The organism is Pseudomonas sp. StFLB209, from assembly GCF_000829415.1.
In the GTDB taxonomy this organism is placed as follows: domain Bacteria; phylum Pseudomonadota; class Gammaproteobacteria; order Pseudomonadales; family Pseudomonadaceae; genus Aquipseudomonas.
This window is the reverse complement of record NZ_AP014637.1, coordinates 1,001,964-1,017,690: the sequence shown is the minus strand read 5'-3', so window position 1 is coordinate 1,017,690 and position 15,727 is coordinate 1,001,964. Positions and strand designations below refer to the sequence as shown.

The following is a 15,727-nucleotide window of genomic DNA, read 5'->3' as shown; positions in this document are numbered from 1 at the left end:
AATGCGTCACTTGAGCGTGTTCTGAACGAGCATGCCGGCGTTGCCGAATACCGGGAGAAAGAGATCTTGAACCAGCTAAAACGCCTTCAGAGCGGAATTGAAGGGCTTGATGAGCTGCTGAAGGGAGGCTTCGTTTCAGGATCCTCCTACATCATTCAGGGGCGCCCCGGATCGGGCAAGACGATCCTGGCCAATCAGATTGGCTTCAACCACGTGCGCGACGGCGGGCGCGTGTTGTTCGCGACCCTGCTGGCCGAACCTCATGAACGTTTGTTCCAGTTCCTTTCGACCCTAAGCTTTTTCGACAAAGACCGGATCGGCGAAGAGATCCAGTTCATCAGCGCCTTCGACACCATGGAAAACGAAGGTCTGGATGAAGTCGTGAAGCTGCTGCGGCGGGAAATCTCGCGGCAAAAATCGACAGTGATGATTCTCGACGGCCTGCTCAACGCCCGCTCCAAGGCCGACTCGCCGCTCAATACCAAGCGTTTCATTTCCGAATTGCAGGGCCATGCCGCCTTTGCCGGCTGCACGGTATTCTTCCTGACCAGCTCGCAACTCGACGACGGCAGCCCGGAGCACACCATGGTCGATGGCGTGCTGGAACTGGGTGAAGAACAGCTCGGCTCACGGCTGGTACGCCGCATCAAGATGCGCAAAACCCGCGGCAGTGCGGCATTGGCCGGCGATCATGAGTGCGAGATCACCGATGACGGCCTGGTGGTCTATCCGCGCCTTGAGAGCACCGTGACTCATTCAGCCATGCGTGACAGCGACACGCTGGGGCTGGTGCCCAGTGGCCTGGCTTCGCTTGACCCGCTCATCGGCGGTGGTCTGGTGTCCTCCTCGGTCTCGCTGATCATGGGGCCTTCCGGCTCGGGCAAGACGTCTATAGGCATCAACTTCCTGGCCGAGTCCACGGTAGCAGAGCCGGGGCTGCACTTCGGTTTCTACGAGTCTCCCCAGCGCCTGCGGCTGAAAGCCAAAGCGCTGGGACGTGATTTCGCGTCGCTGGAGGCTGAGGGTGCACTGACACTGCTCTGGCGTTCGGTCACCACGGAAAAGATCGACAAACTGGCCCTCGAACTGCTGCGCTTGGTCGAGCAGAAATCCATCCGCCGGGTGTTCATCGACAGCCTTGGTGGCATGGCCAGAACGGCAGCAGACCGATCGCGGATTCTCGATCTGTACACGGCGTTGATGGGAGAGCTGCGCAGCCGCAACGTCACCGTGATCGCTTCCTGGGAGGTGCGCAGTATCCTGGGTGAAGTGGTCGATGCCCCGGCTTCGGATTTGTCCGGAATTGTCGATAACCTGCTGCTGGTCAGATTCGCAGAATCAGACTCTGAACTTAAACGGCACCTGTCCATCCTTAAAGTTAGGGACAGTGCTTATGATCCTGCGCTTCTCGAGCTGGTGATAGGTAATCAGGGCATAGACGTTCGCAAGGCTTTTTCTCATGTATTCAACGACGACAACGGTGCAGATTCACAACCGTCATCTCGCCCATGACTCATTGAGCAGGGTGGGCGCGCTATGACCACGATTCTGATTGTCGATGATGAGTACCTGATCGCTGAGATCCTGAGCTTCGCGCTGGAGGATGAGGGCTTTCTGACTGTCACCGCGGGCACTGCGCAAAAGGCGCTGACGATCCTGGACCGGGAAAGACCGGGCCTGATTATCACCGACTACATGATGCCGGGCATGAACGGCATGGAGTTCGCCGCTGCCGTGCGGGAAAACCCTCAGTTTTCCACCATTCCCATTGTCTTGATGAGTGGCGCCCAGGCACACCTGGGCTCGGCCAGGCCTGAGCTGTTCACCAAGGTCTTTGAAAAACCGTTCGAAATCGAAGCCATGGTCGAGAGCGTGAAAAAGCTGCTCAACGAGTAACCGGTCGTATCCTGCGCTAAGCACGGAACCTCGTAGGAGCGGCTTCAGCCGCGAATCTTTCGTGGTTAAAGCTTCGCTGCTGAAGCGTTCGCGGCTGAAGCCGCTCCTACCGGGTATTGCGTCAATCAGTGCGAAGCCAGCGCTGCATAGCTGTTCATCAGGTTGCGGTAGTTGGGAATGCGCTGGCTCAGCAGGTTGCCCAAGCCTTCGATATCGTTGCGCCAGTCGCGGTGCAGCTCACACGCCACCGAGAACCAGTTCATCAGTTGGGCGCCAGCCTGGCTCATACGGTTCCACGCGGCCTGTTGCACGGTTTCATTGAAGGTGCCGGAAGCATCGGTCACCACGAACACTTCAAAACCTTCTTCCAGGGCCGACAGCACCGGGAAGGTCACGCACACGTCGGTGACGACACCGGCGATGATCAGTTGCTTGCGGCCGGTGGCCTTGATCGCCTTGACGAAGTCTTCGTTGTCCCAAGCGTTGATCTGGCCAGGGCGGGCGATGTACGGCGCATCCGGGAACTGCTCTTTGAGCTCCGGCACCAGCGGGCCGTTGGGGCCTTGCTCGAAGCTGGTGGTGAGGATGGTTGGCAGCTCGAAGAATTTGGCCAGGTCACCCAGCGCCAGCACGTTGTTCTTGAACTCGTTGGGCGAGAAGTCCTGCACCAGCGAAATGAGGCCGGTCTGGTGGTCGATCAGCAGTACAGCGGCGTCGTCTTTGTTCAGGCGGTTGTAGGTGAAGTTGGCCATGGGGTAGATCCTTTATCTGAGAAGTTGTGGGGTAAGTGGCGTTGCGTTCAACTTGGACACAGATTAAGGATTTACCGGGATGGGATAAATCGGCTGAAAAGCGTTTTACTGTCACTCTGAAGGAGACAATCGTAGCTCAATCGAACTGCCAGTCCTGTGAATGCACCACTCGGCAAAACGGCCCGGCGAGGGTCGCATTATGGTGGGCAACAATATGTTCGGCCTTGAGAGCTGGCGTGTCAGAGCAGCTATGGCCGTCTTCGATAAGCACCGCATCGAAGCCCAGCTCGCGTGCGGCGCGGCAGGTGCTGTCCACGCAGTACTGAGTCTTCAGGCCGACGATCACCAGGCTTTTTGTGCCTGCCGCGTGCAGGCGTTCAACCAGATCAGTGCCGGCAAACGCGCTGGGGCGGGTTTTCTCGAAAATATGCTCGTTGCCGCTCAGATGCAGTTCATCGATCAGGCGGGTCAGGTTGCTGCCCGGTTCGATGGGCGAGCCAGACGGGCCGACGTGACGGGCCAGGAACACCGGTGCTCCCGCTGCCTGGGCCTTGCCCAGCAATTCATTGACCGTATTGAGCAGCCGCTCGGCTTGCCAAGGCGTGTCCGGGCCATGGAACAGCCCGACCTGCATATCCAGAACCAATAGTGCGTGCATGTCGCTTCTCCTTGCTTGAAAAGCCAGCGACACGGGCAATAAAAAGGCCCCGTCCATCGCTGGCGGGGCCTTGGGGGATCGTGCTTCAGTTACTCACGACACCGCACGCGACCCGCCATGGGCGGTCGTGGTAGTGGTGGTCGAGGTCAGCGCGAAAATGATCATGGGGGCGAGACTAGTCAATCCGTAAGAGGATGGCAACCGCTTCACTGGCCTGACTCCTCACTGTTTTGCAGGCTTTTCAAGGCCCGCGCCAGGCTGGCCTGCGACAGCTCACCCAAGTGATTGCCGACCTGCCGACCCTCACTGTCGAAGTACAAGGTGGTTGGCAAGGCCATGGAGCCGGCCAGCTTGCCGAGTTGGTTGTGTCGGTCGAGCAGTACATTGCTCAACTCCAGCCCTTGGGACTGCATGAAGCGCTGGATCTCATCCGTTGTTTCACCCTGATTGACGAACAGGAAGGTCATCTGCGGATGTTCGGCCTGGGCTTTCATCAGCACCGGCATCTCGCGCCTGCACGGCGGGCACCAGGTTGCCCACAAATTGATGACCAGCGGCGTGCCACGATACGCCTGCAGGTTGACCGGCTTGCCGTCCAGCTCGACCAACGCCAGATCAGGCAGGCGTGATTCTCGTTCCTGCCAGTGCAAGACAAGATTACCCGCACCCCAGGCGAATAAACCGACCATCATCGCTATGCCCAACGGCTTGCGCAGCGGCGGGTTTTTATACAGCTTCCAGGCGCCCATAAGCAGCGCAGCCAACAGCCCCGCCTCAGCGATAAAGCCGCCGTCACGGATATCGACAATTCCCCAGAGCTGGTCTCGGTAATGCTGGAAATACACCGCCACGAAGGCCAGACGAGCCGCCAGCAATGCCGTAATCAGCAGGCCAAACAGTTGCTTCTCCGGGTTAAGCCCCTGACGGCGGCCCACACGCCAGCCGGTCAGGCTCGCCAGCAGCAGGCTGCCAATGATCAGCACATGCTGCATGGCCAGTGCCAGAGGGCCGATGTTCAGGGTCAGCATTGGGTGGTGTTCCTTGGGGGCCTGAAAAAAGGCCTTCACTTTGCCAGCCGCGCACCTTGCAAGGCGATACTGGCCATTAGGGTAATTGCAGGTGATTTATGACGGTCTGTGACCTGATAAGATCATGCGGCCATTTTCGATGGCCTCTATCAGGGAGTAGTTTTGATGCTGGACGCATTGCTGGAACTCATTGTTGAGTTTGTCCTGCGTTGTCTTTTCTATCCCGCTGGCTGGCTGTTGCTCAAACTGATAACGCTGGGTCAATGGTCACCTCGTGAGTCATGGTTATCAGGCAAGCCGAGCTCGGAATGGGTCACCGCGTTGGGCGCGGCGGTCTGGATAGTCGGTGGGCTTGCAGCGCTCAATCAGTTTGTCTTCTGAGTAACTCAAGAAGAGTGGGCTGAACGCCGGGTTAGAATGGCGCCCCGGTTTTTTCAAAGGAATGATCCAGTGATCACCTGCCACGTCCGCTACATCATTGACCCTTATCAACTGGTCGATTTCGAAGCCTATTGCCGTCGCTGGATTCATCTGGTCGGGCGCATGGGAGGGCTGCACCACGGCTACTTCCTGCCGTCAGAAGGTGCCAATAACGTCGCCTACTGCCTGTTCAGCTTCCCCAGCCTGGCCGACTACGAACGTTATCGCGAACAGGCCGCCACTGACCCTGAATGCATCGAGGCCGTGCAACTGGCAACCGAGAAAAAATTCATCATCAGTTACGAGCGCAGTTTTATGCGCCCGCTGCTCGACTGGTACGACCAGCCGCGCTGGCCGAGCGAACTCAGGCCTGATGCATGGCTCGCAGCGGCCGGGCCACCTGACGCAACCTGACCTCTTCGCGGATGCCCAGCACCAGCGATGCAATGGCGCGTCCGGTGTCCAGCTGAGCGACCGGAATGCCGCTCAGGCTGAATTCCTCAGCCTGGGTTCTGGGATGGCTCAGTTCGAGACTCATCAGCCCGTCGGCAGTGATGGTGCACTTGCACAGTGACGGGACGAACGCGGTTTCCATGATGTGGCGCAGATCGGCATGGGAAAGCAGCATCTGGGCATCCTTGGCACTGCGGGTGCCGGGCGCTTGGAAATAGGAGAGCGTTCACCAATCTAGTCCAAGTCTGTCGATATGTCGTCCCGCATCCCTGGCTGTTTGCGGGCAACACGTCAGAAATGTGATGCGCTGCCGATTTCACTCAGGCCCATTCTGCATCACTGATGCTTGCCCTGGCCTGGCACTACATAGTGGGTGCCATCGTAGGTCACCAGGTACCTCTTGGTCACCGGCTTGCTCTCGCTGTTACTGCAATCATCGTGCTTCGCGAACGAGCGCGACTCTACCGTCTTTTCCGTCACCGCCAGGCCCGCATAACCATGGCTAAGCGTCTTGTCGATCGCCAGGCTGCTGGTAATGTCATAGAACTCGCCCTGGCAGTTGCCATCCCACTCACCGCCTGAACGTTGTACTTCCAGCTTGTCCAGAACCTTGCGCGGCTTGGCGCCGTCGAGCACATACAGGCTCAGGTCGGTGGAGGAGAACGGGTTCACACGTGATGAGCCGACATAACTGGCACGCACCCCAAATGCGCGCAGCTCAGGTGTCAGGTGATAGCGTGCAGTGTCCAGGCTCAGACTTTCGAAGCGCACTGCATCGGAACTGATCGCCGCACTTTCATAGACGTGCTGCTCGATCTGGCCACCTACAGCGCTGAGAACCTCCAGCCCGTAGGTCGCGCCGTCCTCCTCATCGCCGCTTTCAACAAACGCCAAGGCTGCCAGGGTTCGCTTGGCATCGACAGGAGAGGCCTTGCACACCGAATGTTGGGCAGAGAAGGTCAGATCGGGATGCAGCTTTTTCGCCCAACCGGCCAGCTGTGCGGTGCAATCGGCAGAAGCGACAGCGGGCAGGCAGAACAAGGTCAGAGCTAGAGCACAGCGCATAGGGATTCCTTTACCTGAGCGATGGAGCAGGGCGTTATTTGAATGAGCGTAAACGGCAGGGCGGGCGCGGGGAAGAGCGATTGCAGATCCCCAGAAACAACAAAGCCCGCACTAGGCGGGCTTTATTGTGAACTTGGTGGCTACACAGGGACTTGAACCCCGGACCCCAGCATTATGAATGCTATGCTCTAACCAACTGAGCTATGTAGCCAAGTGGCGCGCATTATTCGCCGATATCAGATAGGTGTCAAGCGAATATCTTAAAAATATTTCCATGCGATCAATCGCTTAGCGATTTGCGCTGTGGTCCCTGTCGTTGCCTTCCCACCGGTTGTTTCTTCCAGTGACGTCTGCTGTGTAACCGCGCACACAAATGGTGCGTTTTTGGTCGTGGACGTCAGGCGGGTGCCGCTGATCATTACCCGATGCGCTTCGGTCCGGATCTTGCTATCGAATTGCCATGACGTTTTCAGGCGGGTCAGTGTCGTGCCCGTAGCATCGGACAGATGCCGACCTGGATCGGAAACATAAGCATGGCATTTTGCTTCTAATTTATAAGAAAGATACCTGAGCAGGCTGTGCCGCAAAGGTATCCACGTGTTGGGGGAAGTCCATGGACAGCTTGTTGTCGCCGGGTATGCGCCTGCTGGGGCGCTTTGGGTTTGCTCGCAAGTTTCAGCTGTTATTTCTCTTGTTCATGCTGCCTCTGGTGGGCAGCCTGTGGATGATCGGCAGTGAATATCGCGCCAAGCTGGCAGTGATCGCCGGTGAGCAATCGGGCGTGCGCCAATTGCTGGTGCTCGAAGATCTGGATCGAGAACTGGTCGCCCAGCGCGACCGTGCGGCGCGCTGGAAGGCCGTGGACATCCTGCGTGAGCCGACTCCCGAAGCGCGGCAGATCATGGAGCAGATCGACGCTGCGGTGCCGCGCATCAAGCAGGCGCTGGAACGCCTCGGCGCTGCGCTGAAGGCGGAACAGGCCAGTGCCGACACCTTTGCCCGTTACAAAGTCCTGGAGGCTTCTGTTACCGGTATGGATACGCAATCGCTGCGCAGTGTGGGCTGGTGGCCGGATGGCTATGAGCGCTTCACCGCCGCGATCAGTCATTTGCAAGGTGTGCGCGAACAGGTCGCGATCGACACCGGCCTGATCCTGGATCCGTGGCTGGAAACCTACCTGCTGATGCAGCTCTCCACCCAGCAGACCCCCGACCTGATCGAGCGCATCGGGCGCATGGCCAGTGTTGGCCAGACGTCCGTGGTCAGCGGCCAGTTCAGCCTGCAAAGCCGGCTGCAGATGCGTGACCTGCGCAGCCGCATTGACGATGCCCGCGACCAGATGGTCAAGACTGCAAACATTCTGCAAACCCGGCTGCCGCCAGAGCTGCAACCCTGGGCCAACCGTTACGCGGCGAGCATGCAGGTGCTCGCGGAAGAACTGAAGGTGCTCGATGACGGTGTGTTTGGCGGCACGATCAAGCTCAAGCCGGTGGAGTTCGAGCGCAGTGTCGACCGCCTGCTGGACGAGATGGCCGGGCTGCGAAATCAGTCTCTGGTGTCGCTCAACGAGCGCCTGGGCTACTACCATAACAAGTCCAATCGGGAATTTATCCCGGTCGGGGTGACCTTCGGCGTGTTGCTGATCGCTGCGCTCTATCTGTTTGCCTGCCTGCAAGCGTCGATCCGCCGCAGTGCCAGCGGTATCACCACCCTGGCCGAGTCGCTGCGTGACGGCGATCTGTGCGTCGAGGTTTCGGTGCAGGGCCGCGACGAACTGGCCGTCATCAGCCAGGCGCTGAACGTCGCGGTGGTGCAATTGCGGACCAGCCTGCTGGGCGTCAATCACGAGACCCTGCAACTGGGCTCGGCCGTGCAGACCCTCAATGCGCAGTCCAACGACACTCTGGGCGAGGTTGAGGACCAGCAGCAACAGATCAGCCAGATTGCGGCAGCCGCCACACAGCTGGCCGCCACTTCCCAGGGCGTGGCCAAGAGCTGCGAGCAGGCTTCCGACAGTGCCCGGCAGACTCGCAAGATTGCCGAAGAGAGCAGCCGCGACAGCCAGCGCACCACCGACAGTATCCAGCAGCTCAATCGTCGTTTGACCGACACTGCGGCGGCATTGGGGCGGGTCAGCGAGCAAGGTCAGCAGATCCAGTCGGTGGTCGATGCCATTCGCGGCATCGCCGAACAGACCAACCTGCTGGCGCTCAATGCGGCCATCGAGGCGGCGCGGGCGGGCGAACAGGGGCGCGGCTTTGCCGTGGTGGCCGATGAAGTACGCAGCCTGTCGCAGCGAACCCAGGCCTCTACTGCACAGATTGCCAACACCGTCGACAGCCTGCGCAGCACCGTGACCCAGGCTGTCCAGTTGATGGAAGCCGCGTGTGGCCAGGCCGTGGACGACGCGCAGTCAGTGACCGGCCTGGGCGTGCGGCTGGGCGAAATCGCCAGCGCAGTACAGAGCGTGACCGACACCCTGGCGCAGATCCTCACGGCGGTGGAAGAGCAAGCCTCCACGGCTGACCAGGTCAGTGGCAGTATCCAGCAGGTCGATCAGGCTGCCGGGCGGTTGCTCGACGGCGCCCGGGCAGTCAACCAGGCCGCCGATACCCTGAGCAAAGGCAGCCGGGCACTGAACGACAACACGGCGCGCTTTCATCTGAGCTGATGGTGCTTGGACCGGTACCCGTAGGAGCGGCCGGGCGGCGATCCGCTTTAGCCGCGAAGGCATCATCGCAGCTAAAGCGAATCGCCGCCCGGCTGCTCCTGCGGTAAGGTTGGGCGCCAGCCTTTCACGCACGAGCCAGCCCCCATGCCGACCCCCGCCAACCTGTTCACCCCGCTTCCCGATGCCCGTCAGGCAGAGGTTTTCACCGATCTGCTGGTCAGGCCAGGCTGTCGGGTCGAGCGGATCGTCTCCCAAGGGCAGGTCACGCCGCCTGAGCGTCCGTATCAGCAGGCCCATGATGAATGGGTCGTGGTGTTGAGCGGTTCGGCCAGGGTGCTGATGGACGATGTCGAAACCGCCCTGGCGCCTGGCGATCATCTGTTCATTCCGGCAGGCAGGCAACACCGCGTCACCTTTACCGACCCGGCGCAGCCCACCGTATGGCTGGCCATCCATATTGGCGAGGCTGCGTCGGATGCCTGACCCCGGCAGTGCGGGTTATTTGGCTATCTCCACCCGCTCGAAGCGCCCGGCAATCACGGTATAGGCCAGGATTGCGACCAGCCCGTGGGCGGCGACAAACCACAGTGCGGCGTTGAACGAACCTGTGGTTGCAACGAAGTAGCCGATCACCACCGGGGTGATGATCCCCGCCGTGTTGCCGATGCCGTTGAACACGCCGCCACTGAGGCCCACCATGTTTTTCGGTGCGGTATCGGAGAGCACTGCCCAGCCGACGGCGGCCAGCCCCTTGCCGAAGAACGCCAGTGCCATCAGGGCAATGACCATCCAGTTGGCGTCTACATAATTGGCCGACACCAGCGTGGCCGACAACGCCATGCCGATCACGAACGGTGTCTTGCGCGCGCGCGAAGGGTGGACGCCGCGGCGGATCAGCCAGTCAGAGACCACGCCGCCCAACACCCCGCCGGAAAAACCGCAGATCGCAGGCAGTGCCGCAACCCAGCCGGCCTCCATGATGGTCATGCCGCGACCCTTGATCAGGTAGATCGGAAACCAGGTGATGAAGAAGTAGGTCAGGGCAGTAATGCAGTACTGGCCCAGATAGATGCCCCACAGGGTGCGGCTGGTGAACAGCTGTTTGACCTCGGCCCATTTCAGCTTGGGTTTTTCGGTTTTGCGCGTGGCTTCCAGGCTGACCAGTGCGCCGCCTTCACGCATGTAGTCCAGTTCGGCCTTTTGCAGGCGCGGGTGGCTGGCCGGGTCGTGGTACAGGGCGAACCAGAAGAAGGTCGCGACAATACCCAGGCCGCCCATCCACAGGAACACATGCTCCCAGCCCATGCTGTGGGTCAGCCAGGCCATCAACGGCGCAAACACCACCACGGCCATGTACTGCGCCGAGTTGAACAGCGCCGAAGCCGTGCCGCGTTCGCGGGTCGGGAACCAGCTGGCGACGATACGGTTATTGGCCGGGAAGGCCGGTGACTCGACCAGGCCCAGCATGAAACGCATGCCAAACAAGGTAATGGCTGCGGTCGAACCGACCAGGCCGATCCAGCCCACCGTGCCTTGCAGCATGGTGAACAGCGACCACAGAAACAGGCTCCAGCCGTACACCCGGCGTGCGCCGAAGCGGTCCAGCAGCCAGCCGCCGGGGATCTGCCCCAGCGCGTAGGCCCAGGCGAAGGCCGAAAAGATCATGCCGAGCATGATCGGATCCAGCCCCAGTTCCTTGACCACTTCAGTGCCGGCAATCGACATGGTCGCGCGGTCGGCGTAGTTGAGTACGGTGACGACAAAAATCAGCGCGAGGATGACGAAGCGCTGGCGGCCGACGCGAGTCTCTGCCACCGCAGCCTCAATGGGCGCAGTCTTGCTATTCATGGTGTTCTCCGATGCCCTCAAGGGGCTGTGTTGTTATTGGCTGGAGAAGCGGGCATCAGGCCGGAATGGCTGCCCGCAGTTGCGGTTCGGCGAAGCAGGCCTGCAAGTGCGACAGCACGATTTCACCCATGGCCAGGCGGGTCTGTTCGGTGGCACTGGCGCGGTGCGGTTGCAGCACGACGTTGTCCAGCTCGCGCAGGGCTTGCGGTACGTTGGGCTCATCGACAAACACATCCAGCCCGGCCCCGGCGATAGTGCGGGTCTGCAGGGCGGTGATCAGCGCCTGTTCGTCGACCAGCTTGCCGCGCGCCACGTTGATGAAATAACCCTGCGGCCCGAGCGCCTCGAGCACCGGCGCGGTGATGATCGCCCGGCCCAGATCAGCGGAAGCCGCCAGCACCAGCACATCGCTGTTACGGGCCAGGTCCAGCAGGTCGGCAAAGAACCGATAGCCGGTCTGCGGCTGTTCGCGCAGGTCGTTGTACTGAATGCTCATGCCGAACGCCTGGGCACGGCGGGCGATGGCATGGCCGACCTGACCCAGGCCGACAATGCCCAGCCGGGTGCCGCTGACCTTGCGCGCCAGCGGCTGGTTGACCGTGCCCCACTGGCCGCTGCGCACGATACGTTCGCCCACGCCCAGCTCACGCAGGCTCATGATCAGTAGCCCCATGGCCATATCGGCCACATCATCGGTGAGTACGCCGGGGGTCGTGGTGACCCTTACCCCGCGTTGGGCGGCGTGATCGAGATCCACCGCATCAGTGCCGATACCGCTGATGGCGATGATCTGCAGGTTAGGCAAGCGGTCCATCAGCGCGTTGGACAGGCCCTTGGCGCCGCCGGTCACCACGCCGCGAATGCGCGCGCCGACGGCATTGAGCAGCGCGTCCTGATCATCGGCCTGATACAGGCGATGCACGTTGTAGCTCTGTAGCAACTGCGCATCGATCGGTGCCGGGACCGGCTGGGTAAGCAGGATGTCGTGGGTCATCATCGTCTTCCTGTGAGTTGTCGTTGTAGAGGACTGGACGACAGCCTAGGAAAAGCATCGATTCACGTCTAACATTCATCCTGAATGTTTCGATACAAGAATTGAATCGTGGAACTCCACCAACTTCGTTGTTTTGTGATGGTCGCCGAAGAGCTGCACTTCGGTCGCGCGGCCCAGCGTTTGTTCATGACCCAGCCACCGCTGAGCCGCCAGATCCAGTTGCTGGAGCGCTCGCTGGGTGTGCAATTGCTTGACCGCAGTAACCGTCAGGTACGCCTGACGGTGGCCGGTCGGCAGTTCTTGCGTGATGCCCAGCATCTGCTGGCCTACACCGAACAGGCCAGCGACAGTGCCCGGCGGCTGGCCAGTGGCGAGGCGGGGCAATTGGTGATCGGCTTCACGGCAGTCAGTGGTTACAACATGGTTCCCGAACTGCTTCGGGCGGCGGGCCAGTCACTGCCGGATATCGGCTTCGAACTGCATGAAATGGTCTCCAGCGACCAGACCGAAGCGCTGGCCGCCAACATGATCGACATCGGTTTTGTGCGCCACGCCGAGCCGCGTCCGGGCTGGAGCTACCAACTGGCCAGCCGCGAGCCGCTGGTGGTGGTGATGCCTGACGGTCATCCGCTGGCCGAGCGGCAAACGCTCGCCGTTACCGACCTGGCGCACCAGCCGTTCGTGATGTATTCGCCCAAAGAGGGCCGCTATTTCTACGACTGCATCGTCGGCCTGTTCGCCAGCGCCGGGGTGCTGCCGCGCTACCTGTACTACCTCAAACAGACCCACTCGATTCTGGGCCTGGTGCGCGCCGGGCTGGGCATCGGTATTGTGCCGGCCTCGGCGCGAGAGCTGTACATCGGCCACCTGCAGTTTCGCCCCCTGGCCGATGCTCAACTGTCGGCTGACATGTACATGGTATACCGTGACGACAACGACAACCCGGCGCTGCCACGCTTCATCAACATGGCCCGTGGGCATTTCAGCGAACAGCAAACCGCCGCTCCCCTTTGATCGGCATTAACCCGGTAGGAGCGGCTTGAGTCGCGAATGGGGGGAGTTCCCTGCTAAAGCAGGTCCTACGCTGCTACGGCATCACCGCCATATCCAGCTGCTGGCGGCGGAACTGGCCCGGCGGTAACCCATGAATCTGCCGGAAGCGCCGCGAGAAATAGGCTTCATCGGCAAAGCCACATAGCCGCGCCACTTCGCCCACCGGCCTGGAGCCACCCAGCAGATAACTGCGCGCAGCATGCATGCGCCGCTCCAGGACCAGTTCACTGAAGGTCTTGCCGATCTCCTTGCGCAACCAGTGGGTCAGGTAGGTGGGCGACAGGTAGGTCGCGGCGGCGGCCTTGGTCAGGCTCAGGTCCGGGTCGGCGAGGTTCTTGCGCACATACTCCGACATGCGCGTCAGCGCATCGCGGCGGCTGGTCTGTGCGGCGTTGTCCTGGGCCAGTTGCTTGAGCGGCTCGGCAAACCTCAGGCACACCTTGCCGATCAGTTGCAGTAACAGGCCCTTGATGATTTCCCGGCTGCCGAACTGGCGCTGCGGGTCGAGGTCGCGCATCTGCTGTACCAGCGTGCAGATCACCTGGAAGTCATCCTGGTCGAGGATAAAGTCCAGATGCTCCTGAAAGCGAAACGGCGACAGCTCCGGTGCCAGCAGGATCGACACCTCTTCAAGATCCATCGGGTCGCACTCCAGGTGCGGCAGCAGAAAGGTCTGGGAAAAGTTGATCACCACGAAATGGCTGTCGGCCGGGTGCGGGATCATGTGCATGCGATGCGGCAGGATAAACGCCAGGGCGTTACGCGGGAATGGCCGCTGCACAGAGCCGATATGCTGCACCGTATCGCCACCGAGATTGACCTGGATCTGGAAATATTCGTGGCGGTGCAGGGCGGTTTCGGCGATCCGCGCCTGCTCATCGCGGATATAAAAGTCCGCCCGCTCACTGCGTTGCTGCATGCCGTAGGTCGGTACCCGGCTGACTGACTGCATGTTCATCTCCCTTCTTGTTCGACGGCTGCCCGATGTCGCAGCCAGGGTTGCAGAGCTGATTTTGTACAGGCGCGGGTCAAGCTGACAAGCGATTGTACGATGACCGTGGTGCTCATCTCGCGGGTTCCGTTTGGACAATCGCGAGGCACCGGTAAACCACCATAGTCGCTACTGGTCACTGTTTAAAGGCTCTATTACGGTGTTTTCAGCAGGTTTTAAGTTGTTGTTCAGAATCCCGGCAGTGGCAGGAGTTTTTGGACATCCGGAAAATACACCGGTCTCTGGTGAAAAAACGATCTAACCCTTGCGTTGATTTTTTTCGGTCGTACGACCACCTTGATAAGCGTTGCCGCAGACATCTATCAACAATAATCACAAGGTGCTCGCCCAATGAAAACCACGCTTCGCTGGTGGCCACCGCCGCCGCATCTGCATGCCAGGCCGCCCCGTCGCGCCTGACCCACATCGCCAACACACACAGTCCATGCCTTGCGCGCCACGCAGGGACGGCGCTGTCTTGCCTGAAAACCTCGATATCCCAACAACAATGAGGTCAACCCATGTCGAGCCTTCCCAATTCCCAGGCTGCGTCTGTCGCCACCAGCGCCGCCCCCCTTGATGCCGCCGGCACCACCCGGCTGCCCACCCGCCGACGCTGGTTCATGCTCAGCCTGCTGTTGATCGCGACCATCATCAACTACGTCGACCGGGTGAATATCTCCATCGCTGCGCCCTTCATGGCCAAGGACCTGGGGCTGGACAAGATCCAGATGGGCCTGATCTTTTCCGCCTTCGCCTGGACCTACGCCCTGGCCCTGGTGCCAGCCGGGTTCATCGCTGACCGCTTCGGCTCACGGGTGACCTACGGTGTGTCGCTGATCAGTTGGTCGGCGGTGACCGTCTGCCAGGGCCTGGCCAGCGGCTTCGCGGCACTGTTCGGTCTGCGCCTGGCGGTCGGGGCCATGGAAGCGCCGGCATTTCCGGCCAATAGCCGGGCGGTGACCGTCTGGTTCCCGGCCCGCGAGCGCGGCATGGCCAGTAGCGTGTATGTGTGCGGCCAGTACCTGGGCACCGCGCTGTTCACCGGCGCGTTGCTCTGGCTGGCCACCACCTATGACTGGCGCCACGTGTTCTACAGCACCGGCCTGGTCGGCATCCTGTTCGGCGTGGTCTGGCTGTTCCTGTATCGCGACCCGCTGAGCTGCAAGAAGGTCAGCAAGGAAGAACTCAAGTACATCGAAGACGGCGGCGGCCTGGTCAAAAGCAGCCAGGAACGTACCAAATTCAATTGGCGGCAGATTGCCGAGCTGTTCCGCTACCGGCAGATCTGGGCGATCTGCATCGGCAAGTTCGCCAGCACCTCGGCGCTGTACTTCTTCCTCACCTGGTTCCCGACCTACCTGATCGAAGAACGCCAGTTGACCACCATCAAGGTGGGCATCTTCGCCGTGCTGCCGTTCATCGGCGCCACCATCGGCATTTTGCTCGCCGGGATCATCTCGGACCTGTTGATCCGCCGCGGCTATAGCATGTCATTTGCCCGCAAACTGCCGCTGGTGGTCGGTTCAATGCTCGGTATGTCCATTGTGCTGGTCAATTTCACTGATTCGAACCTGGTCTGCATCGCCATTCTGACCATCGCCTTCTTCGCTCAGGGCATCGCCTCGTCGTCGTGGGCGGCGGTCTCGGAAGTTGCGCCCAAAGAGCTGATCGGCCTGACCGGCGGGGTCACCAGCCTGGCGGCCAATATCGGCGGGATTGTCTGCCCGATTGTGATCGGCGCCATCGTCCAGGCCACCGGCTCGTTCGCCCTGGCGTTCTGGTTCATTGGCGGCGTAGCGCTGATGGGCACGTTGTCGTACTCGCTGCTGCTGGGTCGCCTGTACCGCATCGAGTTGAAGACTCAATAAGGCTGTTAACTCCAAAACGAAGCGGCT

General features: G+C 60.7%; 15 protein-coding genes, 1 tRNA gene and 1 pseudogene. 8 read left to right on the top strand and 9 right to left on the bottom strand.

All coding sequences use genetic code 11. The features are described from left to right. The first annotated feature begins 66 nt into the window (after positions 1–66). Both PSCI_RS04725 and PSCI_RS04720 read left to right on the top strand, forming a co-directional pair. Positions 67–1,512: an ATPase domain-containing protein gene (locus PSCI_RS04725; RefSeq protein ID WP_045483455.1), complete on the top strand. Its 1,446-nt coding sequence runs from the start codon at positions 67–69 to the stop codon at positions 1,510–1,512. Positions 1,513–1,536: 24 nt separating this feature from the next. Further along, positions 1,537–1,896: a response regulator gene (locus tag PSCI_RS04720; RefSeq protein WP_045483452.1), complete on the top strand. Its 360-nt coding sequence runs from the start codon at positions 1,537–1,539 to the stop codon at positions 1,894–1,896. A 125-nt stretch (positions 1,897–2,021) separates the two neighbouring features. Here the strand turns inward: PSCI_RS04720 and ycaC are convergent, their stop codons facing one another. The 3 genes from ycaC to PSCI_RS04705 all read right to left on the bottom strand — a co-directional run bounded on the left by ycaC (position 2,022) and on the right by PSCI_RS04705 (position 4,334). Continuing rightward, on the bottom strand, positions 2,022–2,648 hold the full coding sequence (gene ycaC, locus PSCI_RS04715) for an isochorismate family cysteine hydrolase YcaC (RefSeq protein ID WP_045483449.1): 627 nt from the start codon (positions 2,646–2,648) through the stop codon (positions 2,022–2,024). A gap of 136 nt (positions 2,649–2,784) precedes the next feature. Next, positions 2,785–3,306, bottom strand: coding sequence for a cysteine hydrolase family protein (locus tag PSCI_RS04710; RefSeq protein WP_045483446.1), 522 nt, complete (start codon positions 3,304–3,306; stop codon positions 2,785–2,787). A gap of 206 nt (positions 3,307–3,512) precedes the next feature. Next, positions 3,513–4,334, bottom strand: coding sequence for a TlpA disulfide reductase family protein (locus PSCI_RS04705; protein WP_045483443.1), 822 nt, complete (start codon positions 4,332–4,334; stop codon positions 3,513–3,515). 165 nt (positions 4,335–4,499) lie between these two features. On the opposite strand from PSCI_RS04705, the gene PSCI_RS04700 reads away from it, so the two are divergent. Together PSCI_RS04700 and PSCI_RS04695 are read left to right on the top strand one after the other, a co-directional pair. Beyond that, the gene (locus tag PSCI_RS04700; protein WP_045483441.1) at positions 4,500–4,715 is read left to right on the top strand and encodes a hypothetical protein; all 216 of its coding nucleotides are present in this window, start codon (positions 4,500–4,502) and stop codon (positions 4,713–4,715) included. 69 nt (positions 4,716–4,784) lie between these two features. Then, positions 4,785–5,084, top strand: a pseudogene (locus PSCI_RS04695) (NIPSNAP family protein); the annotation flags it as partial. Between the two features lie 34 nt (positions 5,085–5,118). On the opposite strand, the gene PSCI_RS04690 reads toward PSCI_RS04695, so the two are convergent. The 3 genes from PSCI_RS04690 to PSCI_RS04680 all read right to left on the bottom strand — a co-directional run bounded on the left by PSCI_RS04690 (position 5,119) and on the right by PSCI_RS04680 (position 6,483). Then, positions 5,119–5,382, bottom strand: a complete 264-nt coding sequence (locus PSCI_RS04690) for a DUF1652 domain-containing protein (RefSeq protein WP_052483352.1) — start codon at positions 5,380–5,382, stop codon at positions 5,119–5,121. Between the two features lie 161 nt (positions 5,383–5,543). After that, positions 5,544–6,272, bottom strand: a complete 729-nt coding sequence (locus PSCI_RS04685; protein WP_052483351.1) for a hypothetical protein — start codon at positions 6,270–6,272, stop codon at positions 5,544–5,546. A 134-nt stretch (positions 6,273–6,406) separates the two neighbouring features. Then, positions 6,407–6,483: transfer RNA gene (locus PSCI_RS04680), tRNA-Met, on the bottom strand. 402 nt (positions 6,484–6,885) lie between these two features. On the opposite strand from PSCI_RS04680, the gene PSCI_RS04675 reads away from it, so the two are divergent. Together PSCI_RS04675 and PSCI_RS04670 are read left to right on the top strand one after the other, a co-directional pair. Beyond that, positions 6,886–8,943 carry a methyl-accepting chemotaxis protein gene (locus tag PSCI_RS04675; RefSeq protein WP_045483437.1) on the top strand — a complete coding sequence of 686 codons (2,058 nt, stop codon included), beginning with the start codon at positions 6,886–6,888 and terminating at the stop codon, positions 8,941–8,943. 144 nt (positions 8,944–9,087) lie between these two features. After that, positions 9,088–9,426, top strand: a complete 339-nt coding sequence (locus PSCI_RS04670) for a cupin domain-containing protein (protein ID WP_045483435.1) — start codon at positions 9,088–9,090, stop codon at positions 9,424–9,426. A 15-nt stretch (positions 9,427–9,441) separates the two neighbouring features. Here the strand turns inward: PSCI_RS04670 and PSCI_RS04665 are convergent, their stop codons facing one another. Continuing rightward, entirely contained in the window at positions 9,442–10,791 is a 1,350-nt protein-coding gene (locus PSCI_RS04665) for an MFS transporter (RefSeq protein ID WP_045483433.1), read from the bottom strand. 55 nt (positions 10,792–10,846) lie between these two features. Continuing rightward, positions 10,847–11,785 (bottom strand): 2-hydroxyacid dehydrogenase, encoded by a 939-nt coding sequence (locus PSCI_RS04660; protein ID WP_045483431.1) that lies wholly within the window; start codon positions 11,783–11,785, stop codon positions 10,847–10,849. A 108-nt stretch (positions 11,786–11,893) separates the two neighbouring features. Between PSCI_RS04660 and PSCI_RS04655 the strand changes: the two genes are divergently transcribed. Then, a complete protein-coding gene (locus tag PSCI_RS04655) occupies positions 11,894–12,799 on the top strand; it encodes a LysR family transcriptional regulator (protein WP_197540943.1) in 906 nt (301 codons plus the stop codon). A 73-nt stretch (positions 12,800–12,872) separates the two neighbouring features. On the opposite strand, the gene PSCI_RS04650 is transcribed toward PSCI_RS04655, so the two are convergent. Then, complete coding sequence (locus PSCI_RS04650) at positions 12,873–13,790, bottom strand: helix-turn-helix transcriptional regulator (RefSeq protein WP_045493830.1); 918 nt, start codon at positions 13,788–13,790, stop codon at positions 12,873–12,875. A gap of 560 nt (positions 13,791–14,350) precedes the next feature. On the opposite strand from PSCI_RS04650, the gene PSCI_RS04645 reads away from it, so the two are divergent. Then, positions 14,351–15,700, top strand: a complete 1,350-nt coding sequence (locus PSCI_RS04645; protein WP_045483426.1) for an MFS transporter — start codon at positions 14,351–14,353, stop codon at positions 15,698–15,700. Positions 15,701–15,727 lie beyond the last annotated feature (27 nt).

Bases quoted from the DNA above. Each gene is read 5' to 3' on its own strand.
- PSCI_RS04720 (WP_045483452.1), top strand. From the start codon at position 1,537: ATGACCACGATTCTGATTGTCGATGATGAGTACCTGATCGCTGAGATC.
- ycaC (WP_045483449.1), bottom strand. From the start codon at position 2,648: ATGGCCAACTTCACCTACAACCGCCTGAACAAAGACGACGCCGCTGTA.
- PSCI_RS04710 (WP_045483446.1), bottom strand. From the start codon at position 3,306: ATGCACGCACTATTGGTTCTGGATATGCAGGTCGGGCTGTTCCATGGC.
- PSCI_RS04705 (WP_045483443.1), bottom strand. From the start codon at position 4,334: ATGCTGACCCTGAACATCGGCCCTCTGGCACTGGCCATGCAGCATGTG.
- PSCI_RS04700 (WP_045483441.1), top strand. From the start codon at position 4,500: ATGCTGGACGCATTGCTGGAACTCATTGTTGAGTTTGTCCTGCGTTGT.
- PSCI_RS04690 (WP_052483352.1), bottom strand. From the start codon at position 5,382: ATGCTGCTTTCCCATGCCGATCTGCGCCACATCATGGAAACCGCGTTC.
- PSCI_RS04685 (WP_052483351.1), bottom strand. From the start codon at position 6,272: ATGCGCTGTGCTCTAGCTCTGACCTTGTTCTGCCTGCCCGCTGTCGCT.
- PSCI_RS04675 (WP_045483437.1), top strand. From the start codon at position 6,886: ATGGACAGCTTGTTGTCGCCGGGTATGCGCCTGCTGGGGCGCTTTGGG.
- PSCI_RS04670 (WP_045483435.1), top strand. From the start codon at position 9,088: ATGCCGACCCCCGCCAACCTGTTCACCCCGCTTCCCGATGCCCGTCAG.
- PSCI_RS04665 (WP_045483433.1), bottom strand. From the start codon at position 10,791: ATGAATAGCAAGACTGCGCCCATTGAGGCTGCGGTGGCAGAGACTCGC.
- PSCI_RS04660 (WP_045483431.1), bottom strand. From the start codon at position 11,785: ATGACCCACGACATCCTGCTTACCCAGCCGGTCCCGGCACCGATCGAT.
- PSCI_RS04650 (WP_045493830.1), bottom strand. From the start codon at position 13,790: ATGCAGTCAGTCAGCCGGGTACCGACCTACGGCATGCAGCAACGCAGT.
- PSCI_RS04645 (WP_045483426.1), top strand. From the start codon at position 14,351: ATGTCGAGCCTTCCCAATTCCCAGGCTGCGTCTGTCGCCACCAGCGCC.